Genomic DNA, 13,184 nt, shown 5'->3' on the forward strand with positions numbered 1-13,184 from the left:
ACAAGCAAGAGCTCTGCTAAAATTTGAGGAGGAACTATCGATGCTTAAAAAGATTATGGCCTTAGTTATTGTAATTATTATGAGTCTTTCCCTTTTTGCCTGTTCAAATGATCAGGAGACAACAGCTGCACCGACAGAAAACGGTCAGAATGACACAGGAGAAACAGAGCCTGCTTCAGATGATAATGGGACTGGGGATCAAAGTGATCAGTTATATATACAAGTATCTGCATTAGGAACACTTGATTATTTCTGGGATCATCAGTTAGGTATGGACATGGTAGGTAAAGAAATGGGTGTCAGAACAGAATATGTCGGCCCGGCAGATTATGATATGAATGCTATGATAGCTGCATTTGAACAATCCATCGCTAAAAAACCTAACGGTATAGTTGTTGTAGGATTTGAGGATACACTTGCTCCAATTATTGATAAAGCTGTTGATGCAGGGATCCCTGTAGTTACTGTAGATGCTGATGTTCCTAACAGTAAACGTGTAGCCTTTGTAGGTACAGGTAATTTTAATGCTGGTGTTACCGGCGGTAAATATATAGCAGAAGAAATAGGTGGTCAAGGCAAGGTTGCTATTATGACTAAACCTGGACAAAGTAATTTAGAAGAACGTGTAGCCGGCTATGAAGCAGCTTTTGAGGAATATCCAGGCATTGAAATTGTACAGATTGCAGATACACAGTCTGATTCCGTTGTTGCTGCACAAGCTGCTGCTACTCTTTTGCAAACAAATCCTGATCTGGCTGCGATTGTCTGCGTAGAAGCTGCGGGCGGAGCAGGCGCTGCTACTGCTGTCAAAGAAGCAGGTAAGGTTGGAGAAGTTAAAATAATGAGTATGGATCGTGGTGATGATGTCCTTTCAGATATTGAGGAAGGTGTTATAACGGCTTCTATAGCTCAGCAAACAGCTCTTATGCCTTATTATGCGGTACAGATTCTTTATAACATCAATAATTCCAATGTTGATATTACATCAGATAATGAAGCAGCAGGTGTTCTAGGTGTTCCGACAGCTATAGATACCGGCGCAATTATAATTGATGCCAATAATGCCCAATATTTCAAACGGTAAAAATCCAAACAGTTTGATAATAAACAAAGACCCGGGCAATTAGCTTTGTTCCGGGTCTATTGATCAAGCTGGTAAAAAAACAGGAGGAATTTGCAAATGAGCAAATATGTGCTGGAGGCACGAGGTATTGTAAAAACTTTTCCCGGTGTTCGTGCGCTTGGCGGTGTTGATTTTTCCGTAGAAAAAGGTGAAGTTCATGCACTGGTTGGTGAAAATGGCGCCGGTAAATCAACTTTAATGATGATCCTAGGAGGGGTTTATAAACCTGATGAGGGAGAAGTTTTTATTGAAGGCAAAAAAAATGTTTTTCATTCAGCGACAGATGCAATGAAAAATGGTGTAGGCGTTGTTTATCAGGAGTTGAGTCTTGTACCGCAGCTTAGTGTGGCGGAAAATATTTTCGCTAATAGACAACCAGTTAACCGCATAGGCATTATTAATAAAAAAGAACTGTACCGTCAAGCACAGCAAATGTTGTCTTTATTTAACATTGATTATATTGATCCTGCAACGATTGTATCTAAACTTTCTATTGCTAATCAGCAAGTTGTAGAAATACTTAAAGCTATGAGTGAAAATCCCAAAATAATTGTTTTGGATGAACCAACATCTTCATTGACAGAAGTAGAGGTGCGTCAGTTATTTACTAATATTAGAATGCTTAAAGAGAAAGGAATTTCTTTTATATATATATCACACCATCTCAGTGAGATTTTTGAAATAGCAGATACTGCTACTGTATTGAGAGATGGTATGAAAGTAACTACTGCAAAAGTTAGAGATATAGATGAAGATTTCCTGGTTTCAAATATGGTTGGCAGATGTATTACAAATATTTACGGTCTGAGAAAAAAAGATAATTGTACAGGAGATATTTTATTTGAAGCTAAAGGTATATCTTCCAAAGGCCTTTTTGAAAATATTTCTTTTAATGTAAAGGCAGGCGAAATTGTGGGATTTTCAGGACTGGTGGGAGCTGGTAGAACTGAAATGGGCAGAGCGATTTTTGGTGTAGAAAAAATAGATAAGGGTGAAATGTTTCTCGAAGGTAAGAAACTGAATATTAAGTCTCCTGAGCAGGCAATAGCTAAGGGGATTGGATATATGACCGAAGATAGAAAAAGTTTAGGTCTATATTTGAATTTTGATATAAGAAGTAATATAGCAGCAAACAGATTAAAAGCTTTTTCTCATAAAGGATTTATGAAAGATAAGCAATTAAATCTGGCTTGCGAAAAATCGGTATCGCAATTTCGAGTGGCTACTCCGTCTATAAGGCAGAAACTTGTTAATCTTTCTGGTGGTAATCAGCAAAAAGTTATGTTGGCTGCTTGGATAGGTATTAATCCCAAAGTTCTTATTGTGGATGAGCCAACCAGAGGAGTTGATGTTGGTGCGAAGTGTGAGATATACGAAATACTACGAAATTTGGCACGAGATACTGGATGTGCCATCATAATGATTTCTTCAGATCTGCCAGAAATATTGGGTTTATCTGATCGGGTTTATGTAATGAAGGGTGGTCGTCTAGCAGCTGAACTTGAAGGTAAAACTGCAACTGAAGAATCAGTGATGAGATATGCTGCCGGTTCAGAAAGCAGATAAGGGAGTTGTAATTATATGCAAAAAACACGTAAATTTTCCAGTGTTCGAGAACTGATGATTTTTGCTGTTGTGGCACTGGTTTTTGTGATTATGTCATTTGCTTCAGAGTATTTTCTAAGCTGGAATAATCTTCTTGCTCTTTTGCTTGGGATGTCTCTTGATGTAATAATGGTTATTGGTATGACTAATCTTATGGTTAGCGGTGGTTTTGATATGTCAATAGGCTCAACTGTCGGTTTGAGCGGAGGTGTTACGGCTACTCTTCTGAAAACCGGTATGCCTGTGACAATTTGTATTATTGGTGGTTTGCTTACTGGTATAGCTATAGGTGCCGTCAATGGATTCATTATTGCAAAGATGGGCATCAATCCTTTTGTAACAACTTTAGCCATGCTAAATATGGGCAGGGGATTACTGCTGGTTTTAACAAATGGTAAAAATATTTCTAATTTGCCAGATAGTTTTACATGGATAGGGCAAAGTAGAATCGGACCTATCCAGCTTCCCATTGTATTTGCTATTTTATTGGTCATAGCTGGAGATATAATTTTACGCAAATCGCGATTTTTCCGACAAAATTATTATATTGGTGGGAATGAAAAGGCTGCTATTTTATCAGGTATACATGTTACTTCAGTTAAAATATTCAATTATATGTTCATGGGTTTTTTAGCAGCCTTTTCTGGCATTGTTTTAACAGCAAGACTAGGATCTGCTTCAACAACAGCAGGACAAGGACAGGAACTAAAAGTAATAACAGCCGTTATTATTGGCGGAGCATCTTTGTCTGGTGGTGAAGGCACTATATTGGGTGCTTTTCTGGGGACTTTCCTTATGGCTATGATTACAAATGCTATGACACTTTTAAATGTGAGTGTATATTGGCAGACTTTTGTTATAGGACTTACCTTGCTGATAGCTGTATTAATAGATCGTATTGGCAAAATGAGAAGCGAATCAAGAAAGTAAAATTAGAAATTAAGTTTTTAATGTTTTGTACGGCAGAGTTGATTTATCATCTGCAGAAAGGGTTGCTTTATGAAAAAATATACAAGCTATGAACGTGTGCTTGCGGCACTTCGTCATCAGGAAGCAGATAAAATACCTTTTGATCTAGGTTCTACAGTTCTTACCGGAATGAATATTCATACATACAGAAAATTGCGGAAATATTTAGGTTTGTCCGAAATAAATACTGAAATATATGATGTAACGCAACAATTAGCAAGAATAGATCAGGATGTTCTAGATATTTTGAAGGTAGACGTTAGAATTCTAGATCCCAGACCACCCATAAATAATCCGAGAGCTGTTGCGCCTTATATAGAAAAAGATGGCCGCTATTATCGGATGGTTGATGAAATAGGGATTGGTTGGAAAATGCCAGTTGATGGTGGACATTATTTTGACATGGTAGAACGTCCTCTTGAAGATATTATGGACATTGAAGAACTTGATCAGTATGAAATACCGGCTGGAAATGATCCTGGCAGATTTGTAGGAATGAAAGAGAAAGCAGATTTGTATGTTAAGCAGGAAAATAAGGCATATGTATTGGGCAGACATGCTCCTGGTGTCTGGGAATTAAGCCTATGGGCTAGCGGCTTTGAAAAGTTCTTTTGTGATATGATTGCGGAAAAAGAATTATCTCATGCTGTTATGCGTAAATTTACTGATTATAAAATGCAATACTGGGAAAAAGCACTGGAAACCGTAGGCGATAATGTCCTAATTATTTCAGAAGCTGATGATCTTGCTACTCAAAATAGTTTGCTTTGTTCACTTGATTTATATAAGGAAATGGTTCATCCATACCACAAGGAATTATTTGCTTTTATCAAAGAAACAGCTAAGAAAAATGGTGCTCCGGAAACTTATTTGTTCTACCACACTTGTGGTGCAATGCGACCATTTGCAGAACTGTTAAAAGAAGAAGGCGTGGATATTTTGAATCCTGTTCAGGTAAATGCTTCAGGCATGGATACAAAAAACCTGAAGAAAGAGCTTGGTGACATGTTTACCTTCTGGGGTGGAGGGGTAGATACACAACATGTTCTACCTAGTGGAACGCCACAGCAGGTAAAAGATGAAGTTAAACGCAGAATAGAAGATTTGGCACCAGGTGGCGGCTTCGTTTTTGCTGCTGTTCATAATGTTCAATCAGATGTTCCTCCCGAAAATTATATGGCGATGTGGGAAACTTTGCAGGAATATGGTAAATATTAAAATAATATTATAAATCTAAATGTGCTTTTCAGCATTCAACGCAGTTGATTCTAAACTTTTTCCAGTTATGCAATCAGCTGCGTTTTTTATTAAATAACATCAGAATAATTTTCTTTTTGACTAGAATTGCTTCTATTAATTAGATTGTGATAATCCCTTAATAATTTCCAGATGATTTTGTCCCAGGAAGTGTTTTTTCCATACTGTATACCGCTGGCAGATAGCTGTCGTCTTAGGGAAGAATCTAGCATGAGCAAATTCATGTTTTTTGACAAATCAATATAGTCGCCACCTTTGAATTTTAGTCCTGTAATGCCATGTTGTATAGTGTCTTTTATTCCACCTGCGTTAGCTCCAATTACTGCCGTTCCTGAAGCCATTGCCTCTAATACTACATTGCCAAATGTTTCAGAGGTTGAGGGACATACAAAAACATCGCATGAAGCATAAATAGCAGCTAATTTGTGACCTGTTTGAAATCCTGTAAAAATTGTATCTGCAGGGAATAGTTCTTTGCACTTTTCTATATATGGTCCATCCCCTGTTATTATCATTGCAACAGAATCCTTGTGACCGGATTTAATTTGCCTGTAGGCCTTAGCTAGAATATCCAGGTCTTTTTCTACTGAGATCCGACCTACATACAAAAAAGCAAATTTGTTTTCAACACCTAGCTCTTGACGCAGTTTTTCGCTGCGTTTCTCTGGACTGAAGCTGTCACAGTCGATTCCTCGAGAGAAAATTTCGGTTTTTATTATGCCTTTTCTATTTAAAAGGTTTTCTGCTTCTGTTGAAGGACATACCGTCAAATCAACTTGATCGTGAAACCATTTTATATAGTTCCATGAAGTGTTTTTCAGGAAATTCATTTTGTAGTAGTCAACATATTGAGAAAAATTTGTTGTGTAGCTTGCGATACAGGGAATATTATATTTTTTCGCATAGCGCATACCTGTTAGCCCCATATTAAATTCTGTCATCAGATGAATTATATCAGGTTTGAAATCTCTTAATATCTGATCAATTTTAAATGTGTTTGGAAAAGCGACTCTACATTCCGGATAAAAAAACAATGGCAGACTATAAAATTGTTCTGCCTTTAATTTTGAATCATTATTATCATATTTGGGCGCAAATATTAGATATTCAATATCCATGTTTTCAAAATATTTTACCATTTGGGTTAAGGTGTTTGTGACACCATTTATCTGAGGTGTAAAAGTATCTGTAAAAAGTGCTATTTTCATAAACATCTCCTAAAATAATGTCTTGTCTGATTATCAAATCTTATCCTTAGTATTAAGTCTACTTTTCTTTGGGCTGTTTGAAGTGAGCTTTGGATTAGATTTTTGTAAAATATAGAAGGATTCAATCGACCACAATGTAAGTGCTCTTTTTGGTCTGTTCTGATAAAATAAACTCAAGAAATAATTATGCGAGGTTATTATTTATGATCATAAAAAACGGTAGAGTTCTTATGGATTCCTGGGAATTTGAAAACATTAACATTGTTATTGAAGCAGGAGTAATAAAAGAGTTTATTGGTAAAAATATTGAAAATACAGACGATGAAAATATTATTGATGCCGAGGGTTGTATTATTGTTCCTGGGCTTGTAGATATTCATATACATGGTTGTGATGGACATGATTTCTGTGATGGAACAAAAGAAGCGATAAATTCCATGTCTTCTTTTCTGGCAAAAAATGGCATTACATCATTTCTTGCTACATCAATGGCACTGCCGCTTGATAAACTGGAAAAGATTTTTGCTGTCGGAGCAGAAGCTATAAAAAACTGTCCGGAATGTCAAGCAAAATTACTTGGTATTCACATGGAGGGGCCTTTTTTTAACAAAATCAAAAAAGGAGCTCAGGCAGGAAAAAATATTATCGATCCGGACTTAGGTTTTTTTGAACATTTGTATAATGCTGCTTTAGGGGAAATAAAGTTAATGGCGATAGCCCCTGAATTAGATGGTTCTATGGAAATGATAGAGAAAATATCAGATAGGTTGAAAGTATCAATAGGGCATACTGTTGCTGATTATGAAACTGCAATGAAGGCAATTGAAAAAGGTGCCAGTCACATAACACATTTGTTTAATGCTATGCCGGCATTTACACATCGTGATCCTGGTGTTGTAGGTGCTGCAATGGACTCAGATGTTTCAGTCGAGCTTATTTGTGATGGCTTTCATATTCATCCGGCAGTAGTCAGATCTGTGTTCAAAATGTTTGGTGCTGAACGTGTTGTTCTTGTTAGCGATGCAATGCGTGCCTGCGGGTTGCATGATGGTGATTATGAATTAGGTGGTCAACCTGTACGTTTAGATAGTGGCAAGGCAACCTTATCAGACGGCACTTTAGCTGGTTCGGCTACCAGTTTGTTAAAATGCATGCAAAATGCTATTTCTTTTGGAATTGCACCTGAACTAGCTATAAAAGCAGCAACCTTCAACCCTGCCAAAGCGGTTGGTGCCGAGACGAATATTGGCAGCATCAGCATTGGTAAAAGTGCGGATATGCTTTTGCTTGATAAAAACTACAATTTGCAGAAAACAATAATAAATGGTAGCCTTCTCTGATCTCTTATTATCAAGCTAAAAATAAAAAAGATTTTGAAAAATATTATAAATCTAAATGACCAAGTAGTTTGGATGTTTTGAGTAAAGGATTTAATATGACTGATAAATTGGGGAAAAGTATTTTAGACTATGATACAGTTGCTCTTGATGATGAAAAAAGTACTCTTGTTATCATAGATCAGACTGCGCTGCCTTATGAATTGAGAATTCTTGAGCTTACAGAGCAAAGAGATATCTGGAATGCTATCTACTTGCTTCAGGTTCGTGGTGCTCCTGCTATAGGTGTTGCTGCCGCAATAGGAATTTATCTCGCAGCAAAAAAAATAAATACGAACGACTATGATACTTTTTACCGTGAGTTTAAAAAGGCAAAGGAATATCTGGCAACTTCTCGACCTACCGCAGTAAATCTTTTCTGGGCACTTGATCGCATGGAAATGGTTGTGAAAAACAATCAGGACAAGTCAGTTTTAGAAATAAAAAATGCTTTACACAAAGAGGCTGTTGAAATCAGGGAAGAAGATATACGAGTTTGCAAGTCTATTGGCGAATATGGATTGTCGCTGATTAAAGATGGCGATGGTATTTTGACACATTGTAATGCGGGTCAGCTTGCCACGGTGAAATATGGAACTGCTTTAGCACCGGTTCATCTTGGCCGTGAACGCGGTTATAACTTTAAGGTTTATACAGATGAAACTCGTCCATTGCTTCAGGGTGCCAGATTGTCTGCCTTTGAACTTTCTGCCAATGGAGTAGAAACAATCTTGATCTGTGATAATATGGCTTCTCAGGTTATGAAAAATGGCTGGATACAAGCTGTGTTTGTTGGTTGTGATAGAGTTGCCGCCAATGGCGATGCATGCAATAAAATCGGTACTTCAGGATTAGCTGTTCTTGCCAAATATTATGATATCCCTTTCTATGTATGTGCTCCAACCTCCACCATTGATATGAAAACAGCAAAAGGAGAGGACATTCCAATAGAGGAACGTCCTGCTCATGAAATAACGGAAATGTGGTACAAGGAGAAAATGACTCCGGATGGTATATCTGTCTACAATCCTGCCTTTGACTTTGCAGATCATGAATTAATTACAGCCATTATTACGGAACATGGAATTATTAGACCACCATTTAGTGAAGGGTTAAAGAATATCTGTCATTTCCCCCGCAAGTGATTTGTTCATACTTCTGATTGCACAAAATTTGCCGCACATGGAACAGGAGTCCTCGTTTTCCGGTTTGCGCTCTTCACGAATTCTTCTGGCTGTAATAGGATCGATCGCACATTCCCATTGATCTTCCCAGTCAAAGTTCTTTCTAGCCAAAGTCATTTTATCGTCAATTTCCCTTGCTCCTTTAATCCCTTTAGCAATATCTGCTGCATGAGCTGCTATTCTGGAAGCGACAATTCCTTGGCGGACATCATCTAGATTTGGTAAAGCTAGGTGTTCTGCCGGGGTTACATAACAAAGAAATGCTGCTCCGGCTGATGCTGCGATTGCTCCGCCGATTGCGGCTGTGATATGGTCATAGCCTGGTGCGATATCTGTTACCAAAGGACCTAGTACATAAAATGGTGCACCTTTGCAGATTGTCTGCTGTATTTTCATATTTGCAGCAATTTGGTCTATAGGCATATGCCCAGGTCCTTCAACCATGACTTGAACATCTTTTGCCCATGCTTTTTGAGTAAGCTCTCCGAGACGTATCAGTTCGTCAATCTGACAGATATCTGATGCGTCGGCTAAACAACCTGGTCTGCAGGCATCCCCCAAAGATACTGTAACATCATGTTCACGGCATATTTCAAGTATTTCGTCGTAATATTCGTAAAATGGATTTTCTTCGCCTGTCATACTCATCCAGGCAAAAATCAGAGATCCACCTCTGGAAACAATATTAAGAAGCCTCTTGTTTTCTTTAATTTGTTTAATAGTTTTTCTGGTAAGGCCACAGTGAAGTGTTACAAAGTCAACGCCGTCTTCAGCATGCAAACGTATTACATCAATAAAATCTTTTGCTGTAAGCTCGCTCAAGTCGCGCTGATAATGAATAACAGCATCATACACAGGAACGGTACCAATCATGGCAGGGCATTCGCTTGTAAGTCTGCGACGAAATGGACGCGTATCTCCATGTGAGGATAAATCCATTATGGCATGAGCGCCCATATTTACTGATTCCATTACCTTTTTCATTTCCAGATCATAATCGTTGCAATCTTTGGAAACTCCAAGGTTTACATTGATTTTTGTTTTTAGCATCGAACCGATACCTTGAGGATCCAAAGAAATATGATTTTTATTTGCACAGATGGCAACCTGCCCTGATGCCACAAGCGGCATAAGATCTTCTGCCGGCATTTGTTCTTTTAGGGCAACACTTAAAAGCTCCTTGGTTGCGATTCCTTTTCTAGCGGCTTCCATTTGTGTTGAAAAATTTTTCATTATACTATGCTCCTTGTTTTCTGGTTTTTACTATCTTTTGCATTATGGTGATTCAAAAATTAAGCTGGTCTGCTTTCCACATGTGATTGAGCGGGCCGTTTCCTTTTCCCAGATCAAGCATTGCTTTTAGTGCACCTGAGATATAATTTTTTGCTTGAGCAATTGCAGTCTCTATGTCCATTCCCAGAGACAGGCCGGAAGCAATAGCACTTGATAAAGTGCAGCCTGTACCGTGTGTGTTTTGATTAGCTATTCTTTCTCCAGAAAACCATTTATGCTTTTGGTTTTGATATAACAAATCATTAGCATCATTTATTTTATGTCCACCTTTACACAGTACAGCACAACCATATTCGAGGCTTATAATCTCAGCTGCTCTAATCATATCGATACTATTTTCAATTCTAATGTCAGTTAGCGCTTCAGCTTCCGGTATATTGGGAGTAAGCAGAATTGCCTGAGGCAGCAGATATTTTTTCAGACTGTCAATTGCACTGTCATTTAGTAATTTAGAGCCGCTTGTAGAAACCATTACAGGATCTACAATGATATTTTTTGCTTTATAGTATTGAAGTTTTTGCGAAATTACTTCAATTAGTTCAATAGATGAAACCATTCCTATTTTGATGGCATCAGGAAATATATCGGTGAAAATACAGTCTAGCTGCTGCTCAAGAAATTCAGGAGTTACTTCCATGATGCTTTTTACCCCTGTCGTGTTCTGTGCAGTTAATGCTGTGATTGCACTCATTGCGTATACGCCATAGGCTGTCATTGTTTTGATATCTGCCTGAATACCGGCCCCTCCACTTGAATCACTACCTGCAATTGTTAGAGCTGTCTGCATATCTGCCTCCTGAAATTTTCGAAGTTATTCATCTGCTGAATTTGCATATCACTAAATTTAACAAGTTCTGCCCAATCTTTCTTATTGCTTTCATCATAGACCGCAACAGTTCGAAAGCCTGCTTCTACAGCTGTTTTTAAAGCGTAAAGAGCATCCTCAAATACCCAGGTTTCGTCTGTTTTGGTTTCCATTAATAAGGCTGCTTCTATATAAATATCTGGTTTGGTTTTACCTGCACCTACTTCTGTACAAGTAAAAATGGCTTCAAAAAAGTTGAAAATGCCTAATCTTTTTAGTGCAGGTTCAACGATTTGCCTGTCGCTGGCTGTTGCTGCCGTTATTCGTATATTTGCTTTCTTCATTTCAGACAGAAAATTTTTGACGCCTGGTTTTAACTCTAATTTATGATGGTAGAAAGACTCGATGGTATCATTTATTCCAGCAATAATTTCATCTGCAGATATCTGCAGATGAAATTGGTTGCGTAAATATTCAGCTCCCTCCAACATACTCATGGTATAAAGGACATTGCCTAAATCTGGATCTGCTGTCTTGCCCTGGCTTTTCAGATAAAGAGCCGCAACATTCTCCCAAAAACTCATTGAGTCCAGAAGAGTACCATCAAGATCGAAAATTGCTCCTTTAATCATATCTGTTTTCTTTCTACTATTTTTTTAGCCGTTTTCAGCAAATTTGCTGTAGCGGTTGCAATATCATTTTGAGCAAAAATTGCACTAATAACTGCAATACCATCAATACCTGATCCGGTTAGTGATAAGGCATTTTGTTGGCTGATGCCTCCTATAGCGACAACAGGGATATTTACCGCTTGGCATATATCCTTCAAGGTCTCAAAACTTACTTCATCGGCATCATCTTTAGAGCCGGTTGGGAAAACCGCGCCAACTCCAAGGTAGTCTGCTCCTTTTTGCTCAGCTGATATTGCTTGCGCTGTAGTTTGAACAGAAACACCAAGGATTTTGCCGTTGCCTACCAGACTGCGCACATTTGCTGCTTCCATATCATTTTGACCTACATGTATACCGTCGGCATCAATCGCCATAGCTACATCAACATCATCGTTGATGACAAAAGGTATATTATATGTATGGCATATTTTTTTTATTTGTTTAGCTACATCAACCATACGTTCAAAAGGAAAATCTTTTTCTCTATACTGTAAAAATGTAGTGCCACTTTCTAATGTTGCTCTAACCTGATCAAAAAGTTCGGAGCTGCTTTGTGCCCATGTTTTGTCGGTAACTGCATACAGTAACAGACTATTTTTATCGAATTTCATATTTGGCTCCCTGTTCAAGAATTTCGCCGGTCATATTATAAACAGCATCAATTATTCTGTTTCTATAGGTTGAATTTCCGTCATGAACCTGCATATTCTGCCATCCGGTTTCCCCAGCCAGACCCATTGTGCAAACTGCGGCGGCGGCTGCCTCAAGTTTGTTATTTTCATTTGCTGTCAGAAAAGCAACAAGTAGCGCAGATAATTGACATCCAGTTCCTGTAACTCTTGCCATTTCAGGTCTGCCATTTCTGATTACATAGCATTTCTTACCATCTGAAACCAGGTCAATCGCTCCTGTTACAACGATTATGCTGTTTTTTTTCTGAGCAAAATCTTTTACAAAGCTAATTGTTTCTTCAAGATTATCTTCGCTGACAGCATCAGCAATATCGGCATCTACTCCTTTGGCACTGCCACTGCCAAGTGCAAGAACTTTAATTTCAGAAATATTACCTCTGATGACTGAAAAATTTATTTCTTTTATAAGTTTTAAAGAAGTATCTTTTCTTAGCTTGCTTGCACCTGCACCCACCGGATCAAGTGCGGTTATATGGCCTAATTCATTTGCTTTGCGACCGGCAAGAAACATTGCTTCAATAGTATCATTGTTAAGTGTACCAATGTTGATGTTCAGACCATTGCAGATAGATGTTATATCCTCAACATCTCCTTGATAATCTGTCATGATTGGACTTGCACCACAGGCAAGAAGCACATTCGCAACATCGTTTACTGTGACATAGTTTGTGATGTTATGAATCAGAGGGGCCTTGATTCTGACATTTTCTAAGCATTTTTTTAACATGAAAACTCCTTTCGTGAATACAAACTGAAAGGAATGCCTGCAATAAAAAAACTGCATGTATACCAAGGTAAGCATACATGCAGTCATTACTGCGAAGTATTTCCCTACGTTGGCATTACCCAAATCAGGTTACGGGTCTAAGCGTATTGCTTACTCTCAGCCTGCTTCTTGCAAGCTCCCCTTCGTATTCAAGCGCCATTATACTATATTTGTGCCAAAAATCAAATCAATGGGTTAAAAAGAATATATTATCACTTTAATTCTTAGCCTTTTA

12 protein-coding genes are annotated in these 13,184 nt (G+C 38.1%); 6 read left to right on the top strand and 6 right to left on the bottom strand.

The annotated features are described in order from the left end of the window. Positions 1 to 40 precede the first annotated feature (40 nt). The 4 genes from AC0KSB_RS04095 (at position 41) to AC0KSB_RS04110 (ending at position 4,915) form a co-directional block, all read left to right on the top strand. Positions 41 to 1,084 (top strand): substrate-binding domain-containing protein, encoded by a 1,044-nt coding sequence (locus AC0KSB_RS04095; RefSeq protein WP_472306943.1) that lies wholly within the window; start codon positions 41 to 43, stop codon positions 1,082 to 1,084. A gap of 96 nt (positions 1,085 to 1,180) precedes the next feature. Beyond that, complete coding sequence (locus AC0KSB_RS04100) at positions 1,181 to 2,689, top strand: sugar ABC transporter ATP-binding protein (protein WP_472306944.1); 1,509 nt, start codon at positions 1,181 to 1,183, stop codon at positions 2,687 to 2,689. Positions 2,690 to 2,704: 15 nt separating this feature from the next. After that, positions 2,705 to 3,658: an ABC transporter permease gene (locus AC0KSB_RS04105; RefSeq protein WP_472306945.1), complete on the top strand. Its 954-nt coding sequence runs from the start codon at positions 2,705 to 2,707 to the stop codon at positions 3,656 to 3,658. Between the two features lie 69 nt (positions 3,659 to 3,727). Further along, entirely contained in the window at positions 3,728 to 4,915 is a 1,188-nt protein-coding gene (locus tag AC0KSB_RS04110; RefSeq protein WP_472306946.1) for a uroporphyrinogen decarboxylase family protein, read from the top strand. A gap of 89 nt (positions 4,916 to 5,004) precedes the next feature. Here the strand turns inward: AC0KSB_RS04110 and AC0KSB_RS04115 are convergent, their stop codons facing one another. Next, a complete protein-coding gene (locus tag AC0KSB_RS04115) occupies positions 5,005 to 6,162 on the bottom strand; it encodes a glycosyltransferase family 4 protein (RefSeq protein ID WP_472306947.1) in 1,158 nt (385 codons plus the stop codon). A gap of 203 nt (positions 6,163 to 6,365) precedes the next feature. On the opposite strand from AC0KSB_RS04115, the gene nagA reads away from it, so the two are divergent. Together nagA and mtnA are read left to right on the top strand one after the other, a co-directional pair. Further along, complete coding sequence (gene nagA, locus AC0KSB_RS04120) at positions 6,366 to 7,502, top strand: N-acetylglucosamine-6-phosphate deacetylase (RefSeq protein ID WP_472306948.1); 1,137 nt, start codon at positions 6,366 to 6,368, stop codon at positions 7,500 to 7,502. Between the two features lie 95 nt (positions 7,503 to 7,597). Continuing rightward, positions 7,598 to 8,683: an S-methyl-5-thioribose-1-phosphate isomerase gene (gene mtnA, locus AC0KSB_RS04125; protein ID WP_472306949.1), complete on the top strand. Its 1,086-nt coding sequence runs from the start codon at positions 7,598 to 7,600 to the stop codon at positions 8,681 to 8,683. On the opposite strand, the gene thiC is transcribed toward mtnA, so the two are convergent. Genes thiC through thiM form a run of 5 tightly spaced genes read right to left on the bottom strand, consistent with a single transcriptional unit; the run spans position 8,651 to position 12,910 of the window. Then, a complete protein-coding gene (thiC, locus tag AC0KSB_RS04130) occupies positions 8,651 to 9,955 on the bottom strand; it encodes a phosphomethylpyrimidine synthase ThiC (protein WP_472306950.1) in 1,305 nt (434 codons plus the stop codon). The two genes, mtnA and thiC, sit on opposite strands and share 33 nt — an antisense overlap. Positions 9,956 to 10,007: 52 nt before the next feature. Then, a complete protein-coding gene (gene thiD, locus AC0KSB_RS04135) occupies positions 10,008 to 10,802 on the bottom strand; it encodes a bifunctional hydroxymethylpyrimidine kinase/phosphomethylpyrimidine kinase (protein WP_472306951.1) in 795 nt (264 codons plus the stop codon). Further along, the gene (locus AC0KSB_RS04140) at positions 10,787 to 11,452 is read right to left on the bottom strand and encodes an HAD family hydrolase (protein WP_472306952.1); all 666 of its coding nucleotides are present in this window, start codon (positions 11,450 to 11,452) and stop codon (positions 10,787 to 10,789) included. Before AC0KSB_RS04140 ends, thiD begins: the two co-directional genes overlap by 16 nt. Continuing rightward, positions 11,449 to 12,102 (bottom strand): thiamine phosphate synthase, encoded by a 654-nt coding sequence (thiE, locus tag AC0KSB_RS04145; RefSeq protein WP_472306953.1) that lies wholly within the window; start codon positions 12,100 to 12,102, stop codon positions 11,449 to 11,451. Before thiE ends, AC0KSB_RS04140 begins: the two co-directional genes overlap by 4 nt. After that, positions 12,089 to 12,910 (bottom strand): hydroxyethylthiazole kinase, encoded by an 822-nt coding sequence (gene thiM, locus AC0KSB_RS04150; RefSeq protein WP_472306954.1) that lies wholly within the window; start codon positions 12,908 to 12,910, stop codon positions 12,089 to 12,091. Before thiM ends, thiE begins: the two co-directional genes overlap by 14 nt. Between the last annotated feature and the right edge of the window lie 274 nt (positions 12,911 to 13,184).

Source organism: Ercella succinigenes, assembly GCF_900002895.1.

Bases quoted from the DNA above. Each gene is read 5' to 3' on its own strand.
- AC0KSB_RS04115 (WP_472306947.1), bottom strand. From the start codon at position 6,162: ATGAAAATAGCACTTTTTACAGATACTTTTACACCTCAGATAAATGGT.
- thiD (WP_472306951.1), bottom strand. From the start codon at position 10,802: ATGCAGACAGCTCTAACAATTGCAGGTAGTGATTCAAGTGGAGGGGCC.
- AC0KSB_RS04095 (WP_472306943.1), top strand. From the start codon at position 41: ATGCTTAAAAAGATTATGGCCTTAGTTATTGTAATTATTATGAGTCTT.
- AC0KSB_RS04110 (WP_472306946.1), top strand. From the start codon at position 3,728: ATGAAAAAATATACAAGCTATGAACGTGTGCTTGCGGCACTTCGTCAT.
- nagA (WP_472306948.1), top strand. From the start codon at position 6,366: ATGATCATAAAAAACGGTAGAGTTCTTATGGATTCCTGGGAATTTGAA.
- thiE (WP_472306953.1), bottom strand. From the start codon at position 12,102: ATGAAATTCGATAAAAATAGTCTGTTACTGTATGCAGTTACCGACAAA.
- thiM (WP_472306954.1), bottom strand. From the start codon at position 12,910: ATGTTAAAAAAATGCTTAGAAAATGTCAGAATCAAGGCCCCTCTGATT.
- AC0KSB_RS04100 (WP_472306944.1), top strand. From the start codon at position 1,181: ATGAGCAAATATGTGCTGGAGGCACGAGGTATTGTAAAAACTTTTCCC.
- AC0KSB_RS04140 (WP_472306952.1), bottom strand. From the start codon at position 11,452: ATGATTAAAGGAGCAATTTTCGATCTTGATGGTACTCTTCTGGACTCA.
- AC0KSB_RS04105 (WP_472306945.1), top strand. From the start codon at position 2,705: ATGCAAAAAACACGTAAATTTTCCAGTGTTCGAGAACTGATGATTTTT.
- thiC (WP_472306950.1), bottom strand. From the start codon at position 9,955: ATGAAAAATTTTTCAACACAAATGGAAGCCGCTAGAAAAGGAATCGCA.
- mtnA (WP_472306949.1), top strand. From the start codon at position 7,598: ATGACTGATAAATTGGGGAAAAGTATTTTAGACTATGATACAGTTGCT.